An 18005-nucleotide genomic window follows, 5' to 3' on the forward strand; every position below is an offset into this window, starting at 1 on the left:
GTTTATAGATATTATTTTCCTCTAAATGCGCATGTCGTAAAAAATCGGTTCGGCGCGTCGTCAATGGCGGTTGCGGTCGCGGTCTTGAAGGTGTTTCGACCAGGTTTCGCTGAACCACGGGGTCAGCAACGAAACATCGGAACCACGGTGCGAGCGCGTAAGCGCGCTGTCCGCTTCGACGCAGGTCCAGACGGTGAAGGCGGTCAGTTCGTGTTTGCCGAAGGTCTGGATCAACGGAATGTCGGCCGCGTCGCGGCCACGGGCAACGGCAATGCGTCCTGCCCGCCGCTGATTGTTCTTGGCATCGAACGTATGCCAGCGATCTCCAAGAAAGACTTCGAACCAGGCGTTGAAATCCATCGGCGCCGGATTGTCGCTCTTCGGGATGTCGGCCATGTAGCCGTTCACGTAGCGCGCCGGCATGTTCATGCAGCGGCAGAAGGTGATGGCCAGATGCGCATAATCACGGCTGACGCCGACGCGATCCTCATGGGCTTCGAGCGCCGTGCGCATCGCTTGGGCATAGCCGTAGCTGAAGACCAGCCTCTCATGCACATAGTCCGAGATTGCCTGAACGCGCTCCCAGCCTGCCGGCACATCGCCGAACAGACGCCAGGCAAGCGTCCCCAGCCGGTCCGTTTCGCAGTAACGACTGGCGGCGAGATAGGGCAGCCATGCCGCAGGAAGGTTTTCAACAGGCACCGCCTCTGCCAATGGATCTGAAGCATCCAGCTTGCCATCATCCTCGATGACCGCATCATAGGACAGCTTGAAATCTCCACCCGGCACCGTCATCCGGAAGCACGTGTTGCCGTGCGGATCGGTGATCTGTTCCATCTTCACGAGCGGCGAAGACACCGGGCCGTGTTCGCGGCGAAGGGTCCCTCGCCGCTCCGGCACCACGGAAAGATAGGTCATCATCGGTGTCGGTTGCGGACAGCGAATGCCGATTTCATAGCCAAAGCGCACGAACATCTCGGGGCCTCCCAGGATATCAATCGGGGGGCGACGAGCCCCCTGGTTGCGGCGCGCGAAGCGCGGGCCGCATGCCGGAGACGCAACAGGCCATAACCCTTCATCGGGCGAGCCGATGGCGCAGAAGATCGATAGTACCGCATCGGGATAGGCGGGCGTAATCACATTTCGCCCAAGTCCGACCACGGACCGCCACACACGCAGCGGTCCGTCGCTCGAAAACGTCCGCGGCACCGGATTGTTCCTGGCGAATTGCCCTTAGAGACCGACCGCATCCTTGAACTGGTACCACCAGGAACCGATCGTCGAATATTGGGCACGGAACATGCGGCCGCCCGGGAACGGATACCACGGCAGCTTTTCAAAGACGTCGTAACGCGTGGTGTCGCCATCAATTGCCTCGGCGAGCGTGCGGCCGAAGAGGTGCGAGCCAGTGACGCCGTGGCCACTATAGCCGTGGGCGAAGTAGGTATTGCTGCCGATCCGGCCCATCTGTGGCACGCGGGTGAAGGAGAGTGCGAAATTGCCACTCCAGGCGTGGTCGATCTTCACCCCCTTCAGCTCAGGGAACACCTTTTCGAGATTGGGCTTCAGCTTCGCAACCACATCGGCAGGATCGGTACCGCCGTAGACGGTGCCGCCGCCGAAGATCATGCGTTTGTCTGCCGAAAGGCGGAAGTAGTCGAGGATGTAGCGCACGTCTTCGACGCACATGTCGCTCGGGATCAGCGAATGGGCCAGCTCTTCGCCAAGCGGCGCTGTGGTGATCATCTGCGTCGAAACAGGCATGACCCGCGAGACAAGTTTCGGCACCGCGTCGCCGAGATAGGCGTTGCCGCAGAGCACGACGATGCGCGCCGAAACCTCACCGCCTTCGGTATAAACGTTCGGCCTTGCTGCCTCGTGGTCGACCCGCGTCACCGGCGACTGTTCGTAGATCGTGCCACCAATGCTTTCGAAGGCGCGCGCCTCGCCGAGCACGAGGTTGAGCGGATGCATGTGCCCACCGGTCGTATCCAGCATGCCGCCGCAATAGGCATCCGACTTCACGAGCTTGGCAAGCGCCGCACGGTCGAGGAGCTGGTGATCATCCATGCCGTATTTGCGCCAGAGTGCCTGCTTGGCTTCGAGTTCCTGCATGTGCGCCGGGGTGTAGGCGGCGTAGATATTGCCCGGCTTCAGGTCGCAGTCGATCTGATATTGGCTGACAAGACGGCGGATGATCTTGCCGCCCTCCTGCACCAGCCCGCCGACGAAGCGCGCCGCATCCTCGCCATAGCGGCGCTGGATGGTGGCAAGGCTGGCATTGAGGCCGTTGACGACCTGACCACCATTACGGCCCGAGGCCCCCCAGCCGACCTGAGCACCTTCGATGACGACGACCTTGTAGCCCTTTTCCGCAAGGTGGATCGCGGTCGACAGGCCGGAGTAGCCGGCGCCGACGACACAGATGTCGGTCTCGACGCGGCCCTGCAACCGGACCGGCGTGCGGACGATGTTACGGGAGGCAGCGTAGTAGCTGGTCGGGTAGCTGCCGTCGCCGGCATAGGATTTCTGTTTCGTGAGCATCAGACAATTTCCAGATAGGCGCTGAATTCGTAGTCCGTGACCTGCTCGGCAAAGCCTGCGATCTCCTGGCGTTTGCAGGCGATCAGCATCGAGCGCAGCACGGGATCGAAGATTTCGGCGGCAATCGGTCCTGCCTCGAAGCTATCGACCGCTTGCCCCCATTCCGAGGGAATTTTGGGCAATTTCTCCGCTGCATAGGCACGACCGGAAACCGGCGCCGGCGGCTTCCACTTGTTGCGGATGCCGACCAAGGCAGCGCCGAGGATCGCGGCAATGACGAGATAGGGATTGGCATCCGCGCCGGCGACGCGGTGCTCGATGCGGCGCGCGGCGGGATTGCCGCCGGGAATGCGGATCGCCGAGGTGCGGTTCTCGTAGCCCCAGCAGACGGCCGTCGGCGCGTGCGTATCCGGCCGCAGGCGCCGGTAGGAATTGAAGTGCGGCGCAAACAGCAGCGTCGTTTCGGCCATGCCGCGCAGCAGCCCGGCAACAGCATTCTTCAACATCGGCGAACCCTCGTCGCTACCGTCGTTGAAGACGTTGTTGCCCTCTTCGTCGAGCAGGCTGAAATGGATATGCAGGCCGTTGCCCGAACGCGTGCCGTAAGGCTTGGCCATGAAGGTCGCAGCGAGCCCGTGCTTGCGCGCCACACCCTTGACGATACGCTTGAAGAAGATGGCGTCGTCGGCCGCCTTCAGCGGATCGTCGGTGTGCAGCAGATTGATCTCGAACTGTCCGATGCCGTTTTCGGCGATCGCCGCGTCCGCCGGCACGTTCTGCCGGGCGCACTCCTTGTAGACGTCGGAGAAAAACTCACCGAAATCGTCGAGCTCGTCGATTGACAGGATCGCGTCGGAATCGAGCCTCTTGCCGGTATAGGGCGAGATTGGTGGCACAGCGCTGTCGGGTTCCGGGTCGATCAGATAGAATTCTAACTCGGTCGCAACGACGGGGCGAAGGCCGAGTTCCTGATACTCGCGCACGACCGCCGCCAGCGCCTGGCGCGGATCGGCCAGGAACGGCTTGCCGTCTTCGAGCTGTAGCCAGAGCGGCACCAGCGCGCTTGGTCGCGAGGTCCAGTTGACGGGCAGCGCGCCGCGGCCGGTAACGCCGCAGATGCCATCGCGGTCGCCGCTCGCAAACACCTGCTCGCTGTTGATGATGTCCTCACCCCAGACGTCAACCCCGACGATCGAGAGCGGCATGCGGATGCCACCGCCGAGCACCTTGGCCGCCTGCTCCACCGGCACGCGCTTGCCGCGCATGATGCCGTTGAGGTCGCAGACAACCGCCTGGATGCTTTCTATCGGCCCGTTTTGCTCGAGCCATGCCTTGAATGCGCTGGGATCTTCCGCGTCGAGCGACATATCGCAAATCTCTTTTTGTGATCACATTTTCAGAAATTTGACACAACTCAGGAATTGGAGTCAAGCGTGAGCGATGCTATTAGGCGTTTGAGGTAGAGCGGGGCGCCGGAAAGTGTATGCAGGCTCCTTCCGCATTCCGCTCGCCATCGTGAATATTGATCGCAATGACTTCGGGTCGACCCGACCCCAACTCATCGTGATCCGGCCAGAAGGACAGGCGTACTTGAAACCCCTCGTTTTGCCGCCACTTGCCAGACCCGACGGCATGACCACGCATGACTACGCTTTCAACCGGCTCAGGCAGGCGATCATGGTCGGCGCCTTCCGGCCCGGCACCTCGGTCACCATCCGCGGCCTTGCCGAGGCGCTCGAAAGCAGCCCGACGCCGGTGCGCGAGGCGCTGCGACAACTGACCTCGATCGGTGCGCTGCAGTTCCTCGAAAACCGCCGGATCGTCGTGCCGCATATTACGCCCGCCCGTTTCGAGGAGCTGATCTTGCTCCGCATCGCGCTCGAAAGCCATGCCGCGCGCCGAGCTGTCGCCCACCTCTCCGAGCGCCAGATCGAGCAGATCGCAGCGATCGATGACAGCATCGAGACCGAGATCCGCAGCGGTGACAAGGTGGCGGCGCTGATCGCCAACCAGGCGTTTCACCGTATGATCTATACGGCCAACCCCGATGCGGTCGCCATGCCGCTGATCGAGAGCGTCTGGCTACAGCTCGGCCCCATCCTCGGCATCGCCATGGAACACGTCACCGAGCTCTATGTAGTGGACCGGCATCGGGAAGCGATCGAGGCGCTCAGGCGGCGCGATGAAGAGGCCGTGGCCAACGCGATCGCCGCCGACATCCGGGAGGGGATCGGCGGTTTCGACCAGCAGGCGGTCGCGCGCCTCCTGCGGTTGGCGGCCTGAGTTGGCGGCATGAGATATCGCATAAATTTTAGTGTGACTAAAATTCCGTATTGACAACGCCCGGACGCGGCACCAAAGTCGAACAAATACAGATGCATAGCAACGGGAAGCGGCCAGCCTTCCGGACCTATGCTTGTGCATTCGAGGGGGAGGAGTCCGCTTGGAGAGCCAGAGATTTTCAGCCCGGGGCACCACCTGCACCGGCCCTCAGCATTCCCCGTAAACGCGCATCACGCCGATCCGCCCGGCGACCCCATTCCGTCCGTCGATGAGCGCTGCCGCCGGGTGAGCGGCGAGCGCATCTCATGTCCTCAAGCCAGAACTGGAAACACCATGAACGAACTCACCAAGAGCCGTTTTGCAGCCCTCCGCCGCAAGATGGCCGAAAGCAAGGTCGGCCTCGTCGCGCTCGCGCCGGGATCGCACATGGATTGGCTGATCGGCTACCACCCGCATCCGGACGAGCGGCCCTGCCTGCTTTTGATCGGCCCGGAAAAGGAAGCCTTCCTGATGCCGGCACTCAATGCCGAAGGAACGCGCGAGCACACCGACATCGAGTTCCACAACTGGGCCGATGACGTAGGACCGAGCGACGCTCTGACGTCGGCCCTCGCCGATGTCGACGCCGCCGCACCAGGCCGCGTCGTGCTCGACGAGACCATGCGCGCGGATTTCGCGCTGCTGCTGATCGACGCGCTGCCCACGGATACCGCCCGCGAGTTCACGCCGGCGACGCTCGGCGCTCTGCGCATGCGCAAGGACAAGAGCGAATACGCGCTTCTGAAAATGAACGCCGGCATTGCCGACCGTGCGATGCAGGCGGCGTTTTCGAAGATCCGCCCGGGCATGACCGAGAAGGAACTGGCCGCCGAAATCCGCGGGCACTTCGCCTCGGAAGGTGCGGCACCGGCCTTCTGGATCGTCGGCGCCGGCGGCAATGGCGCCTTCCCGCATCACTCGGCGAGCGAGCGGGTGATCGAGGAAGGCGACGCCGTCGTCATCGACATCGGCGGCCGCAAGCAGGGCTTCCCGAGCGATATCACTCGTATGGCGATCGTCGGCCGTGCACCTGAAGGCTACGGCCAGATCCACACGATCGTCGAAAGGGCTGTGCAGGCGGCACTGAAGGCGGCTCGCCCGGGCGTTCTCGCCAAGGACGTCGACGACGCAGCCCGCAAGGTGATTTCGGATGCAGGCTACGGCGAGTATTTCGTCCACCGCACCGGCCACGGCATGGGCATCGACGGGCATGAGCCGCCGTACATCACCGCGACCTCTGAAACCGTGCTGGAGGAAGGCATGGTCTTCTCCATCGAGCCCGGCATTTATCTCCCCGGCCGCTTCGGCATCCGGCTCGAAGACATCGTCATTCTGCGTGAGGACGGGCCGGAGGTTCTCTCTTCCCTCCCCCGCGACGTTCACGTCGCCAAGGTCTGATCAAACAACGTCTGATCAAAGTTGCGGCGCCCTCGGGCGCCGCTTCTCTCTGTCCGGTTCGCTTGGCAGCAGAGCAGGGCCTACTGGGTCGGCCGCTTGCGAGATCTCGTCGTGTTGCCGGCAGAACCATCCTTACCGGGACGTTGGCTGTAGGCCGGCTCCCGCTGTTCGACCGGCGGCAAGATCCAGTAGTGGCCATAGGGTTTGCGCTGGATCCCCTCGTAATATTCGAACTTTCTGGTGCGCATCTGCGCTCCCGCATCGCCCGCGACAGCCATCACGGCAAAGAGCCCGCCCAAGATGGCGGTAGCGAATAGACTTCCTGATTTCATCATCTTCAAGCTCCTTGCCTCCTGTCTACGCCTGAGGCGCGACAGGTCAATGGTCGTCCACGTCCATCAGTTACCACTTGACGACCTCCCTCGCCTTATCCATAGTGCTCAGATGTCAGACCAATTTGGCCTCTGGGGAGGGCGCCGAATGAGTGAACCGGCAAGAGCAGCACTGATGCCCCTGCCCCCGGCCGATCGGGCCCAGCAGGTTATTGCCGCGTTGGCTGACTACATCGAACAATCGGGACTGAAGCCTGGCGAACGCCTGCCGGCCGAGCGCGAACTGATGACGGCGCTCGCCGTCGGCCGCTCCACCATCCGCGAGGTCATCCGCCACTTCCAGGCGCTTGGCGTGGTCGAGGCGCGCAAGGGCAGCGGCACCTATCTCCTGCGCGCGATCTCGGGCGCCACCGTCCACATGCCACTCACGCTCGACGCCGCCCACCTGCGCGACGTGCTGTTGATGACGCTAGAAGTCCGCCGCGGCATCGAGGTCGAGGCGAACATGGTCGCCGCGCGCCGGCGGACCGATGATGACCTGAAGATCATTGAAATCAAGCTCAACGAGATGGAGCGGGTGCACATCGCCAAGGGCACCTCAGGCCCGGAAGACCTCGCCTTTCATCTCGCAATCTACGACGCCACCCACAATCCGCTCTTCCGCCAGTTGCTCGAACAGATGCGCGAGGCCTTCGAGCGCTTCTGGGAAGAGCCTTTCGACCGGTCGGACTTCGCCCGCCGCTCCTTCCCCTTCCACCGCACCCTCTTCAACGCGATCGCAGCCCAGGACCCTGACGCTGCGCGCGAAGAAACGCTGAAAATCCTCGCGATCGTCGAGGAAGACATCAAGGAAATGTCCAAATGACCAACGGCCTCGATCCGTTCGACCACGCCTCGCTGATCGTCGCGCACGACGAAGGCCACGCCTTCGATGCCGTCGTGCCGCCGATCGTGCAGACCTCGCTCTTCACCTTCAAGGACTACGACGACATGGTCGCCTCCTATCGGGGCGAGCGCGTGCGGCCGATCTATACCCGCGGCCTCAACCCGACGGTGCGCATGTTCGAGGAGATGCTGGCGAAGCTCGAAGGCGGCGAGGACGCGATCGGATTTGCGAGCGGCATGTCGGCGATCTCGTCGACCGTGCTCTCCTTCGTAGAACCCGGCGACCGCATCGTTGCCGTCAATCATGTCTATCCCGACGCCTTCCGCCTGTTCGGCACGCATCTGAAGCGCATGAAGATCGAGGTGACCTATGTCGACGGCCGCGACGAGGAAGCCGTCGCGAAAGCCCTGCCCGGCGCCAAGCTCTTCTACATGGAAAGCCCGACAAGCTGGGTGATGGACACCCACGACGTCGCCTCCCTTACCCGTCTTGCCAAGGACCAGGGCATCATCACCGCGATCGACAACAGCTGGGCAAGCCCGATCTTCCAGCAGCCGATCTCGCTCGGCGTCGACCTCGTCATCCATTCCGCATCGAAATATCTCGGCGGCCACTCGGACGTCGTTGCCGGGGTCATCACCGGTTCGAAGGAACTGATCGGCCGCATCCGCTCGGAAGCCTATCCCTATCTCGGCGGCAAGCTCTCACCTTTCGATGCCTGGCTCCTGATCCGGGGATTGCGCACCCTGCCGATCCGCATGAAATCGCACGAGCGCTCAGCACTTGAAGTCGCGCGGCGGCTGCAGGCCCATCCGCTGGTCGAGACCGTCTGCCACCCGGGCCTTGGCAACACGCTGCCGCCGGGCCTTTCCGGCACCTCGGGCCTCTTCTCCTTCATCTTCCGCGAGGGCGTCGACGTCCGGCGCTTCGCCGATCATCTCGAACTCTTCAAGCTCGGCGTTTCCTGGGGCGGACATGAAAGCCTCATCGTGCCGGGCGAAGTCGTACTGTCGCAGAAAGCACAGCCCAATTCCGCGGCCGCCTTCGGCATCTCGCCGCGGTCGGTACGGCTCCATGTCGGCCTGGAGGGAACGGAGGCCCTCTGGAGCGATCTCGAAGCGGCGCTCGCCGTCGCTTCGACAGGCTGACAGGAGCGGGATTGAGATCCCGCTCTCCCACTTTGAACCAAAACCAACGAAGAAAAGAGGGAACAGAAATGAAGAAACTGATCACTGCCACGCTTCTTGCCACCCTGATGGCTGGAAGCGCGCTCGCCGACACCAAGCTGAAGCTGGTCGAGGTCATCACCAGCCCCGAGCGCACCGAGACGCTGAAGTCGATCGTCGCCAAGTTCGAGGCCGCCAACCCCGGCACGTCGGTCGAGATCATCTCTCTGCCCTGGGGCGAGGCCTTCCAGAAGTTCGCCACCATGGTTTCGGCCGGCGAGCTGCCTGACGTGATGGAAATGCCCGACACCTGGCTGTCGCTCTATGCCAACAACGGCATGCTAGAAAGCCTCGAGCCCTATCTCGCCAAGTGGGAGCACACGGGTGGTCTGACGGAACGCACGCTCGAGCTCGGCCGCGATATCAACGACACCGCCTACATGCTGCCCTACGGCTTCTATCTGCGCGCCATGTTCTACAACAAGAAGCTGCTGTCGGAAGCCGGCGTCAGCGAGCCGCCGAAGACCATGGACGATTTCGTCAAGGCGTCGGAAGCCGTCTCCAAGCTTCCGGGCAAGTCCGGCTACTGCCTGCGCGGCGGTCCAGGTGGCCTCAACGGCTGGGTGATGTTCGGCGCGACCATGGCCGGCAGTAATACCTTCTTCAACGAAGACGGCACCTCGACCATGAACAGCGAAGGCTGGGTCAAGGGTCTCACCTGGGTGATCGATCTCTACAAGAAGGGGCTGGCGCCGAAGGACAGCGTCAACTGGGGCTTCAACGAAATCGTCGCCGGTTTCTACAGCGGCACCTGCGCCTTCCTCGACCAGGATCCGGATGCGCTGATCGCGATCGCCGAGCGCATGAAGTCGGAAGACTTCGGCGTCACCACCATGCCGAAGGGTCCGAGCGGCAAGGCGTTTACCACCATCGGCTTTGCCGGCTGGTCGATGCTGTCGAAAAGCCAGAACAAGGACCTCTCCTGGAAGCTGATCGAAACGCTCGAAGGGCCGGAAGGCAACATCGAGTGGAACAAGCGCACCGGCGCCCTGCCTGTACACAAGTCGGCCGAGAAGGATCCCTTCTACGCAAGCCCGCAGTTCAAGGGCTGGTTCGACGAACTCGCCGACAAGGATGTCGTGCTGACGGTGATGCCGACCTACCTTGAGGAATTCGCCTTCTTCAAGGATTCGCTTGCCATCAAGACGACCCAGGAAGCGCTGCTCGGCGACATCACGCCGGAAGAACTCGCCACCCAGTGGGCCGACTACCTCACCAAGGCGCAGCAGAAGTTCCTCGCGAGCAAGAAGTAAGCCTGTGGCCGGTGGCGGTTCGCCGCCATCGGCCCTCATGATCTTGAGCGGAATGACGTGTGCGCGGTCTCCGTGCGCATCCCGCTCCGACTGACGAAAACGAGGCACGTCGAAAAAAACCGGCGGCCACACAGGGGAAATTTCGATCGATGGCCTATGTCGCCCGCCAAAGCGGCCTGCCGGCAAGCAGGACGCCGCTGAAGAAGCGCATCGCCGATGGCGCCGCGCCCTATCTCTATAGCGCGCCGGCGCTGATCCTGATCGTCACCGTGATGCTGGTGCCGCTGGTGCTGGGCGTTTCCTACGCCTTTCGCGATATCCAGCTGCTGAACCCGTTTTCCGGCGCCTATATCGGCCTTGATCATTTCCGGGCTTTGTCCGAGGACCAGGCGTTCTACCGGGCGCTGCGCAACACGCTCTGGTGGACCGGCGCTTCGGTCTTCTTCCAATTCATCTTCGGCCTGATCCTGGCACTGTTGCTCGACAAGCCTTTCTACGGCCGTGGCCTTGCCCAGGCGCTGGTCTTTCTTCCATGGGCGGTGCCGAGTTTCCTTGCCGGTCTCAACTGGGCCTGGCTGTTCAATCCGGTGGTTGGTCCCCTGCCGCACTGGTTCTATGCGCTTGGGCTCATGAGCGAGCCGTCCAATATCCTGTCCGACCCGCAGCTTGCCATGTGGGGGCCGATCATCGCCAATGTCTGGTGGGGCATACCCTTCTTCGCGATCACGCTGCTTGCCGCCCTCCAGGCGATCCCGCGCGACCTCTATGAGGCCGCCAGCATCGACGGCGCCGGTCCGGTCCAGCGGTTTCTCTCGATCACACTGCCGTTCCTGGCGCCGACCATCGCCATCACCATCCTCTTGCGCACCGTCTGGATCTCCAACTTCGCCGACCTGATCATCGTCATGACCAATGGCGGGCCGGCCGATCGCACCCAGATCGTCGCCAGCTACATTTTCACCCAGGCCTTCAAGCGGCTGGATTTCGGTTACGCCTCGGCGATCGCGCTCGTGCTTCTGGCACTTTTGCTCGCCTATTCGATGCTGATTGTCATCCTGCGCCAATGGCTCCTGAGCAAGGATTGAACCGATGCGCGCCAAACCGCTTTTCCTCATGATCGCGCATCGGCTGGCAATCCTTGCCTACATCGCATTCGCGCTGTTCCCGCTCTATTGGCTGCTGAAGGTCGCGGTCACCCCGAACGACCTGCTCTACTCGGAAGGCATTCGAATGTGGCCGTCGCGCGCCAGCCTCGAGCATTTCGATTTCGTGCTGCGCCACAGCGCCTTTCCGGTGTTCTTCAAGAACAGCCTGATCGTATCCGGCTCCACCGCCGTCATCGTCACCATCCTCGCCTCGCTCTCGGGCTACGCCCTGTCGCGCTTCAATTTCCGCGGCAAGTACTGGCTGGTGGCGCTGATGCTTCTGACGCAGATGTTTCCGCTGGTCATGCTGGTCGCCCCGATCTTCAAGATCCTCTCGCCGCTCGGCCTGACGAATAGCTTGACCGGCCTCATCATCGTCTACACTGCCTTCAACGTGCCTTTTGCCACCTTCCTGATGCAGTCCTTCTTCGACGGCATTCCGAAGGACCTGGAAGAAGCCGCGATGATCGACGGTGCCACCCAGTTCGTCGCCTTCCGCCAGATCATCCTGCCGCTCACGCTGCCGGGCATTGCCGCCACACTCGGCTTCGTCTTCACCGCCGCCTGGAGCGAGCTTCTGTTCTCACTGATGCTGATCTCCGGCAACGATCAGGCGACCTTCCCCGTCGGATTGCTGTCCTTCGTGTCAAAGTTCTCCGTCGACTTCGGGCAGATGATGGCCGCCGGCGTGCTCGCGCTCATCCCCGCCTGCCTCTTCTTCCTGCTCATTCAACGCTATCTCGTCCAGGGCCTCACGGCCGGCGCGGTCAAAGGCTGAGGATTACCCATGGCTTCCATCGATATCGCCAACATCCAGAAATCCTACGGCATCCACCCGGTACTGCACGATGTGGATCTCAAGATCGGCGACGGCGAGTTCGTCGTGCTCGTCGGCCCGTCCGGCTGCGGCAAGTCCACGCTTTTACGGATGATCGCCGGGCTCGAAAGTGTCACCTCCGGCGAGATCCGGATTGCCGGCAAACGCGTCAACGAACTCGCACCGAAGGACCGCGACATCGCCATGGTGTTCCAGTCCTATGCGCTCTACCCGCATATGTCGGTCGCCAAGAACATGAGCTACAGCCTGAGGCTCCGGAAGACCGCCAAGGAAAAGATCGCGAGCGTCGTTTCGGGTGCCGCCGCCAAGCTCGGCCTCGATCCTCTGCTCGAACGGCGGCCGAAGGCACTTTCGGGCGGCCAGCGCCAGCGCGTCGCCATGGGCCGCGCCATCGTGCGAGAACCCAAGGCGTTTCTCTTCGACGAACCGCTTTCGAACCTCGACGCCCGTCTACGCGAGCAGATGCGTGCCGAAATCAAGAAGCTGCACAAGGATCTGGGCGCCACCTCGATCTACGTCACCCACGACCAGATCGAGGCAATGACCCTCGCCGACCGGATCGTTGCCATGAACGGCGGCTTCGTGCAGCAGGTCGGCAGCCCGCTCGACCTCTACGACCGGCCGGCCAACCTCTTCGTCGCCGGCTTCATCGGCTCGCCCGGCATGAACTTCTTCGAGGGCACCTACCGAAACGGCACCGCCCCACGCTTCGAGACGGAGGGTGGCGTCACCATCCCGGCACAGCAGCATCCGGCTCTGTCTGAAGGTGCCCGCGCGACGCTTGGCATTCGCCCCGAGCATGTGGAGATCGGCGTGGAAGGACCGGATACGCTGAAGGCCAATGTCGACCTGGTCGAGCCGACCGGCTTCGGCATCATCCTGCACCTCTCCTTCGGCCGCGCCGGCTTCAAGGCCTTTACCAACGACCGCAAATTCCTGAGCGCGTCGGGCTCGCTTCCCGTACGCCTGCCGGTTGAGCGGCTGCACTTCTTCAATGCCGAAGGCAACCGCGTCTGATCGCCGGCACCGGCCCTGGTGAAAATTTAGGCGCAGCCGGCGACCTGCCGGCTGCGCCGGTTGACTTCCGCAAGGCGAGGCGTACCGTCGTCCTGTCGCAAGTATCAACCGCCGTGGCGCCAACTTAAGAGAAGCAAGCACCGCCAAACGACAGATTGACGATAGCCTTCCTTGCCTGCGCCCGGCGATTTTGAGGAAGTGTCATGCGAATTCTTGTTGTTGCCCTTGCCTTTTCGACAACGATGCTCTGTCCGTTTGCAGCCTTCGCGCAAGAGGGCGACGCCGCAGCCGGAGCCACCGTCTTCAAGAAATGCGCTGTCTGTCACGTTGCTGACAGCGATACCAACAAGGTTGGGCCATCACTCAACCATCTGTTCGGGCGAACGGCCGGCACCCATGCCGACTTCAGCTACTCGCCGGCGATGATCGACGCCGGCAAGGGTGGGCTCGTCTGGGATGAGGCGCATCTGCGCGACTATCTGCACAATCCAAGGACCAAGGTGAAGGGCACGAAAATGGCCTTCGCCGGGCTCAAGGACGACACGGACATTTCCAACCTCATCGCCTACCTCAAACAGTATTCGCAGTAGGCTGAAAAGACTAAAGGCAACCGCCGCTCGCACGGAAGCGGCGAATTGCGGCTATTCGACGTTCGTGCAATAATTGCAGGTACAGCGCCGCGCGTCCTGTCAGACGCGCAAAGGTCGCTGTAGAACTTTGAATTCCTGCACGTTTTTGTCCTTTGATCGGCGACGGCCAAAGGAAACATGCAGCAGGCTCTACGGATTGCGTATTCATGCCCACAGCCGCCAGCGGCGAGGAGGGACAGAAATGGCCGTGGTAGTTATTCTGGTTTTGTTGGCCGTCGGGTCGGTGTTGTTCCATCTGTTGAGCCCATGGTGGTGGACGCCGATCGCGTCCAATTGGAATTACATAGACAATACGCTCATCATCACCTTCTGGATTACCGGCGTCGTCTTCGTCGCCGTCGTGCTTTTCATGGCCTATTGCGTCCTGCGCTTTCGGCACCGACCGGGAAATCGGGCGGCCTATGAACCGGAAAACCGGAAGCTCGAAGGATGGCTCGCCGGCGGCACCACGCTCGGCGTCGCCGCCATGCTGACCCCCGGCCTCTTCGTCTGGCACCAGTTCGTGACCGTCCCCGATGGTGCATCCGAGGTCGAAGTCGTCGGCCAGCAATGGCTGTGGAGCTTCCGGCTCCCCGGCGCCGACGGCAAGCTCGGAACGTCGGAGACCCGCGACATCACGCCTGAGAATTCTCTCGGCCTCAACCGCAACGACGCGGCAGCTCTCGACGACGTCGTCGTCGAAGGCGGCGAGCTGCATCTGGAAGTCGGCAAACCGGTCAAGATGCTTTTGCGCTCGGTCGACGTGCTCCATGATTTCTACGTGCCGGAGTTCCGCGCCAAGATGGACATGGTACCGGGCATGGTCACCTATTTCTGGCTGACGCCGACCCGCACCGGCACCTTCGAGGTGCTTTGCGCAGAACTCTGCGGCGTCGGTCACCCGCAGATGCGCGGCACCGTCGTCGTCGACACTGCCGAGGACTATCAGGCCTGGCTTTCGCAACAGACCACGTTCTCGCAATTGCAGGCAAAGGCAGAAACGAAGGAAACGGCGCAGGCAGGAAATGCCGCCCCGGCGCAGTAGGAGGCGCCCCGACGGCCAAAGCGGGATGAGGAAAAGTGCGCGCGGTTTTCCGCCCGCATCCCGCCCGTGAGCGAAAGCAACTCCACGGTTCACAGTCCGGAGTTGCGTGTTTCAAAGCGTTGGATCGAAATGATCCGGTGTTGGGAGGTTCTCGCAGATGGTCGATATCCGGCACGGTACGGGCGAACAGATTGGCCCCGCGGAAGTGGAGGACGTGGAGCTTTATCATCCCCATAGCTGGTGGACGCGCTACGTCTTCAGCCAGGATGCCAAGATCATCGCCGTGCAATATGCCTCGACCGCGATCGCGATCGGCATGGTCGCGCTGGTGCTCTCCTGGCTGATGCGGCTGCAGCTCGGCTTTCCCGGCGCCTTCGCCTTCATCGACGCCGAGCGCTATTACCAGTTCATCACCATGCACGGCATGATCATGGTGATCTATCTCCTGACCGCCCTCTTCCTCGGGGGCTTCGGCAACTACCTGATCCCGCTGATGCTCGGCGCGCGCGACATGGTGTTTCCCTATGCCAACATGCTGAGCTACTGGCTCTATCTGCTTGCCGTGCTCGTGCTGGTCGCAAGCTTCTTTGCCCCCGGCGGGCCGACAGGTGCGGGCTGGACGCTCTATCCACCCCAGGCGGTGCTGTCAGGCACGCCCGGCGGCAAGGACTGGGGCATCATCTTGATGCTCTCCTCGCTCATCCTCTTCGTCATCGGCTTCACCATGGGCGGGCTCAATTATGTGGTGACCGTGCTGCAGGGCCGCACGCGCGGCATGACGCTGATGCGCATGCCGCTCACAGTCTGGGGCATCTTCACCGCAACCGTCATGGCGCTGCTCGCCTTCCCAGCCCTCTTCGTCGCCTGCGTCATGATGCTGTTTGACCGGGTCCTCGGCACCAGTTTCTTCATGCCGGCGATCGTGGAAATGGGTGAACAGCTGCAGCACGGCGGCGGCAGCCCGATCCTGTTTCAGCATCTCTTCTGGTTCTTCGGCCACCCGGAAGTCTACATCGTGGCGCTGCCAGCCTTCGGCATCGTGTCGGATCTCATCAGCACCCACGCCCGCAAGAACATCTTCGGTTACCGGATGATGGTCTGGGCCATCGTCATCATCGGCGCGCTCTCCTTCATCGTCTGGGCGCACCACATGTATGTCAGCGGCATGAACCCCTATTTCGGCTTCTTCTTCGCGACGACCACGCTGATCATCGCCGTACCGACGGCGCTCAAGGTCTATAACTGGGTGCTGACGCTGTGGCGCGGCGACATCCACCTGACGCTGCCGATGCTCTTTGCGCTCGCCTTCATCGTCACCTTCGTCAATGGCGGGCTGACGGGCCTCTTCCTCGGCAACGTCGTTGTCGACGTACCGCTTTCCGACACGATGTTCGTGGTTGCCCATTTCCACATGGTCATGGGTGTCGCGCCGATCCTCGTCATCTTCGGCGCGATCTATCACTGGTATCCGAAGATCACCGGGCGAATGCTCAACCAGACCCTCGGGCAGCTTCATTTCTGGGTCACCTTCGTCGGCGCCTATCTGATCTTCTTCCCGATGCACTATCTCGGCCTGATCGGCATGCCGCGCCGCTACTATGAAATGGGCGAGACCGCCTTCGTCCCGGCTTCCGCCCACACGCTCAACGAGTTCATCACCATCATGGCGCTGATTGTCGGCGCCGCACAGATCGTCTTCCTCTTCAACCTGATCTGGAGCATCCGGCACGGCCGCGAGGCCGGCGGCAACCCCTGGCGGGCAACGACCCTCGAATGGCAGACACCGGAAACGCCGCCACGTCACGGCAACTGGAAGGAACTGCCGGTCGTCTACCGCTGGCCTTATGACTACAGCGTGCCGGGAGCGGCCGAGGACTTCATTCCGCAGAACCAGCCAGGCTCCGCAGGTCATGCGCCGGAGGGTGCCTCATGAACGTCACTCTCATCTTCCTGGCGGTGATCCTCGCGATCGCCGGCTGGTGGCTCAGTCGGCAACGGCTGTTCTCGAAACCCTGGCTGGAGGTCGGCCACGCCCACGACCCCCGCCCGCACGGCCGGCCTTCGATCCCGCCCGCGAAAATCGGCCTCGGCGTCTTCCTCGCCGTCGTCGCTGCACTCTTCTCGCTGTTCATCAGCGCCTATTTCATGCGCATGGCATCGACCGACTGGTGGTCGACGCCGATGCCGAAAATCCTGTGGCTCAACACCGCCATTCTCGGTCTCGGCAGTCTGCTTCTGCATGCGGCACGCGTCACGGCCGAACAACGCCGCGACGAGGCGAGCCGGACGGCGCTGATCGCCGCTCTCGCTTCAGGTCTCGCCTTCCTCGCCGGCCAGATGTTTGCCTGGCGCGAGCTGACCGACGCCGGCTTCCTGCTCGCCGACAATCCGGCCAACAGCTTCTTCTACATGATCACAGGCATGCACGGCCTGCACATCCTCGGCGGCCTCTTCGCGCTTACGCGGGTGATCCTGAAAACCTGCGCCGGGCCGATCGGCGAAAAAGCCGTGCTGTCGATCACGCTTTGCGCCACCTACTGGCATTTCATGCTGGCCGTATGGCTGGTGCTTTTCGCGCTCTTTTCCGGCTGGGCCAACGACTTCGTCGAGCTCTGCCGGCAACTCTTGACCTGAGGGAGCCAAGGCATGTCCGCCGAGACACATTCGCCTGTCAGAGAGCCGCTCCACCGCCCAGCGGGACTTGCGGGTTTCGCCGCCGACTGGGCCTCCGACCAGCGGACGTTCAAGAACGTCTCCTGGGGCAAGGCGATGATGTGGATCTTCCTACTCAGCGATACCTTCGTCTTCGGCTGCTTCCTCATCGCCTACATGTCGGCGCGCATGTCGACCGCCGTTCCCTGGCCCAATCCGAGCGAGGTCTTCGCGCTGCATATCGGCGGCACAGACGTGCCACTGATCCTGATTGCCATCATGACCTTCGTGCTGATCACCTCCAGCGGCACCATGGCCATGGCCGTCAATTTCGGCTACCGGCGTGATCGCAAGAAGACCGCCCTGCTCATGGTGTTGACCGCCCTTTTCGGCGCGACCTTCGTCGGCATGCAGGCCTTCGAATGGACAAAACTGATCACCGAAGGCGTGCGTCCCTGGGGCAACCCGTGGGGAGCTCCTCAATTCGGCTCGACCTTCTTCATGATCACCGGGTTCCACGGCACCCACGTCAGCATCGGCGTGATCTTCCTGCTGATCATCGCCCGCAAGGTCTGGCGCGGCGACTTCGACACCGAACGGCGCGGCTTCTTCACAAGCCGCCGGGGACAATACGAGATCGTCGAGATCACCGGCCTCTACTGGCACTTCGTCGACCTCGTCTGGGTTTTCATCTTCGCATTCTTCTATCTGTGGTGAG

The 18005-nt window shown here is 62.3% G+C and carries 17 protein-coding genes; 13 read left to right on the forward strand and 4 right to left on the reverse strand.

Going from position 1 to position 18005, the window contains the following annotated elements:
• Positions 1 to 60 precede the first annotated feature (60 nt).
• The 3 genes from PWG15_RS14345 to PWG15_RS14355 form a co-directional block, all read right to left on the reverse strand.
• The gene (locus PWG15_RS14345) at positions 61 to 975 is read right to left on the reverse strand and encodes a transglutaminase-like domain-containing protein (RefSeq protein WP_275020871.1); all 915 of its coding nucleotides are present in this window, start codon (positions 973 to 975) and stop codon (positions 61 to 63) included.
• Positions 976 to 1233: 258 nt separating this feature from the next.
• Complete coding sequence (locus tag PWG15_RS14350; protein ID WP_275024430.1) at positions 1234 to 2547, reverse strand: NAD(P)/FAD-dependent oxidoreductase; 1314 nt, start codon at positions 2545 to 2547, stop codon at positions 1234 to 1236.
• A complete protein-coding gene (locus PWG15_RS14355; protein ID WP_275020873.1) occupies positions 2544 to 3911 on the reverse strand; it encodes a glutamine synthetase family protein in 1368 nt (455 codons plus the stop codon). Before PWG15_RS14355 ends, PWG15_RS14350 begins: the two co-directional genes overlap by 4 nt.
• Before the next feature lie 223 nt (positions 3912 to 4134).
• Here PWG15_RS14355 and PWG15_RS14360 point away from each other — a divergent pair, with 223 nt between their 5' ends.
• Positions 4135 to 4827 (forward strand): GntR family transcriptional regulator, encoded by a 693-nt coding sequence (locus PWG15_RS14360; RefSeq protein ID WP_275020875.1) that lies wholly within the window; start codon positions 4135 to 4137, stop codon positions 4825 to 4827.
• A gap of 333 nt (positions 4828 to 5160) precedes the next feature.
• Complete coding sequence (locus PWG15_RS14365) at positions 5161 to 6264, forward strand: M24 family metallopeptidase (RefSeq protein ID WP_275020876.1); 1104 nt, start codon at positions 5161 to 5163, stop codon at positions 6262 to 6264.
• An 80-nt stretch (positions 6265 to 6344) separates the two neighbouring features.
• On the opposite strand, the gene PWG15_RS14370 is transcribed toward PWG15_RS14365, so the two are convergent.
• The gene (locus PWG15_RS14370; RefSeq protein ID WP_275020878.1) at positions 6345 to 6599 is read right to left on the reverse strand and encodes a hypothetical protein; all 255 of its coding nucleotides are present in this window, start codon (positions 6597 to 6599) and stop codon (positions 6345 to 6347) included.
• A 145-nt stretch (positions 6600 to 6744) separates the two neighbouring features.
• Here PWG15_RS14370 and PWG15_RS14375 point away from each other — a divergent pair, with 145 nt between their 5' ends.
• The 11 genes from PWG15_RS14375 (at position 6745) to PWG15_RS14425 (ending at position 18004) form a co-directional block, all read left to right on the forward strand.
• Positions 6745 to 7461, forward strand: coding sequence for a FadR/GntR family transcriptional regulator (locus PWG15_RS14375; protein ID WP_275020880.1), 717 nt, complete (start codon positions 6745 to 6747; stop codon positions 7459 to 7461).
• Positions 7458 to 8630, forward strand: a complete 1173-nt coding sequence (locus PWG15_RS14380; RefSeq protein WP_275020882.1) for a PLP-dependent transferase — start codon at positions 7458 to 7460, stop codon at positions 8628 to 8630. Before PWG15_RS14375 ends, PWG15_RS14380 begins: the two co-directional genes overlap by 4 nt.
• A 68-nt stretch (positions 8631 to 8698) precedes the next feature.
• Complete coding sequence (locus tag PWG15_RS14385) at positions 8699 to 9961, forward strand: ABC transporter substrate-binding protein (protein ID WP_275020884.1); 1263 nt, start codon at positions 8699 to 8701, stop codon at positions 9959 to 9961.
• A 149-nt stretch (positions 9962 to 10110) separates the two neighbouring features.
• A complete protein-coding gene (locus PWG15_RS14390; RefSeq protein WP_275020886.1) occupies positions 10111 to 11046 on the forward strand; it encodes a carbohydrate ABC transporter permease in 936 nt (311 codons plus the stop codon).
• Between the two features lie 4 nt (positions 11047 to 11050).
• On the forward strand, positions 11051 to 11884 hold the full coding sequence (locus tag PWG15_RS14395) for a carbohydrate ABC transporter permease (RefSeq protein WP_275020889.1): 834 nt from the start codon (positions 11051 to 11053) through the stop codon (positions 11882 to 11884).
• 9 nt (positions 11885 to 11893) lie between these two features.
• Positions 11894 to 12961, forward strand: a complete 1068-nt coding sequence (locus tag PWG15_RS14400) for an ABC transporter ATP-binding protein (RefSeq protein ID WP_275020890.1) — start codon at positions 11894 to 11896, stop codon at positions 12959 to 12961.
• 203 nt (positions 12962 to 13164) lie between these two features.
• Positions 13165 to 13551, forward strand: a complete 387-nt coding sequence (locus tag PWG15_RS14405; protein ID WP_275020892.1) for a c-type cytochrome — start codon at positions 13165 to 13167, stop codon at positions 13549 to 13551.
• A 241-nt stretch (positions 13552 to 13792) separates the two neighbouring features.
• Positions 13793 to 14635, forward strand: coding sequence for a cytochrome c oxidase subunit II (locus PWG15_RS14410; protein ID WP_275020894.1), 843 nt, complete (start codon positions 13793 to 13795; stop codon positions 14633 to 14635).
• Positions 14636 to 14792: 157 nt separating this feature from the next.
• The gene (gene ctaD, locus PWG15_RS14415) at positions 14793 to 16568 is read left to right on the forward strand and encodes a cytochrome c oxidase subunit I (RefSeq protein ID WP_275020895.1); all 1776 of its coding nucleotides are present in this window, start codon (positions 14793 to 14795) and stop codon (positions 16566 to 16568) included.
• The gene (locus PWG15_RS14420; RefSeq protein ID WP_275020897.1) at positions 16565 to 17269 is read left to right on the forward strand and encodes a cytochrome c oxidase subunit 3; all 705 of its coding nucleotides are present in this window, start codon (positions 16565 to 16567) and stop codon (positions 17267 to 17269) included. Before ctaD ends, PWG15_RS14420 begins: the two co-directional genes overlap by 4 nt.
• 12 nt (positions 17270 to 17281) lie before the next feature.
• Positions 17282 to 18004, forward strand: a complete 723-nt coding sequence (locus PWG15_RS14425; protein ID WP_275020899.1) for a heme-copper oxidase subunit III family protein — start codon at positions 17282 to 17284, stop codon at positions 18002 to 18004.
• The last annotated feature ends 1 nt before the right edge of the window (position 18005 follow it).

The sequence above is a fragment of the Ensifer adhaerens genome (genome assembly GCF_028993555.1).
In the GTDB taxonomy this organism is placed as follows: Bacteria; Pseudomonadota; Alphaproteobacteria; order Rhizobiales; family Rhizobiaceae; genus Ensifer; species Ensifer adhaerens_I.

Excerpts from the sequence above, each read along its gene's own strand:
- PWG15_RS14385 (WP_275020884.1), top strand. The coding sequence starts at position 8,699 with ATGAAGAAACTGATCACTGCCACGCTTCTTGCCACCCTGATGGCTGGA.
- PWG15_RS14380 (WP_275020882.1), top strand. The coding sequence starts at position 7,458 with ATGACCAACGGCCTCGATCCGTTCGACCACGCCTCGCTGATCGTCGCG.
- PWG15_RS14365 (WP_275020876.1), top strand. The coding sequence starts at position 5,161 with ATGAACGAACTCACCAAGAGCCGTTTTGCAGCCCTCCGCCGCAAGATG.
- PWG15_RS14420 (WP_275020897.1), top strand. The coding sequence starts at position 16,565 with ATGAACGTCACTCTCATCTTCCTGGCGGTGATCCTCGCGATCGCCGGC.
- PWG15_RS14405 (WP_275020892.1), top strand. The coding sequence starts at position 13,165 with ATGCGAATTCTTGTTGTTGCCCTTGCCTTTTCGACAACGATGCTCTGT.
- PWG15_RS14370 (WP_275020878.1), bottom strand. The coding sequence starts at position 6,599 with ATGATGAAATCAGGAAGTCTATTCGCTACCGCCATCTTGGGCGGGCTC.
- PWG15_RS14390 (WP_275020886.1), top strand. The coding sequence starts at position 10,111 with ATGGCCTATGTCGCCCGCCAAAGCGGCCTGCCGGCAAGCAGGACGCCG.
- PWG15_RS14345 (WP_275020871.1), bottom strand. The coding sequence starts at position 975 with ATGTTCGTGCGCTTTGGCTATGAAATCGGCATTCGCTGTCCGCAACCG.
- PWG15_RS14375 (WP_275020880.1), top strand. The coding sequence starts at position 6,745 with ATGAGTGAACCGGCAAGAGCAGCACTGATGCCCCTGCCCCCGGCCGAT.
- PWG15_RS14410 (WP_275020894.1), top strand. The coding sequence starts at position 13,793 with ATGGCCGTGGTAGTTATTCTGGTTTTGTTGGCCGTCGGGTCGGTGTTG.
- PWG15_RS14395 (WP_275020889.1), top strand. The coding sequence starts at position 11,051 with ATGCGCGCCAAACCGCTTTTCCTCATGATCGCGCATCGGCTGGCAATC.
- ctaD (WP_275020895.1), top strand. The coding sequence starts at position 14,793 with ATGGTCGATATCCGGCACGGTACGGGCGAACAGATTGGCCCCGCGGAA.
- PWG15_RS14355 (WP_275020873.1), bottom strand. The coding sequence starts at position 3,911 with ATGTCGCTCGACGCGGAAGATCCCAGCGCATTCAAGGCATGGCTCGAG.
- PWG15_RS14400 (WP_275020890.1), top strand. The coding sequence starts at position 11,894 with ATGGCTTCCATCGATATCGCCAACATCCAGAAATCCTACGGCATCCAC.
- PWG15_RS14425 (WP_275020899.1), top strand. The coding sequence starts at position 17,282 with ATGTCCGCCGAGACACATTCGCCTGTCAGAGAGCCGCTCCACCGCCCA.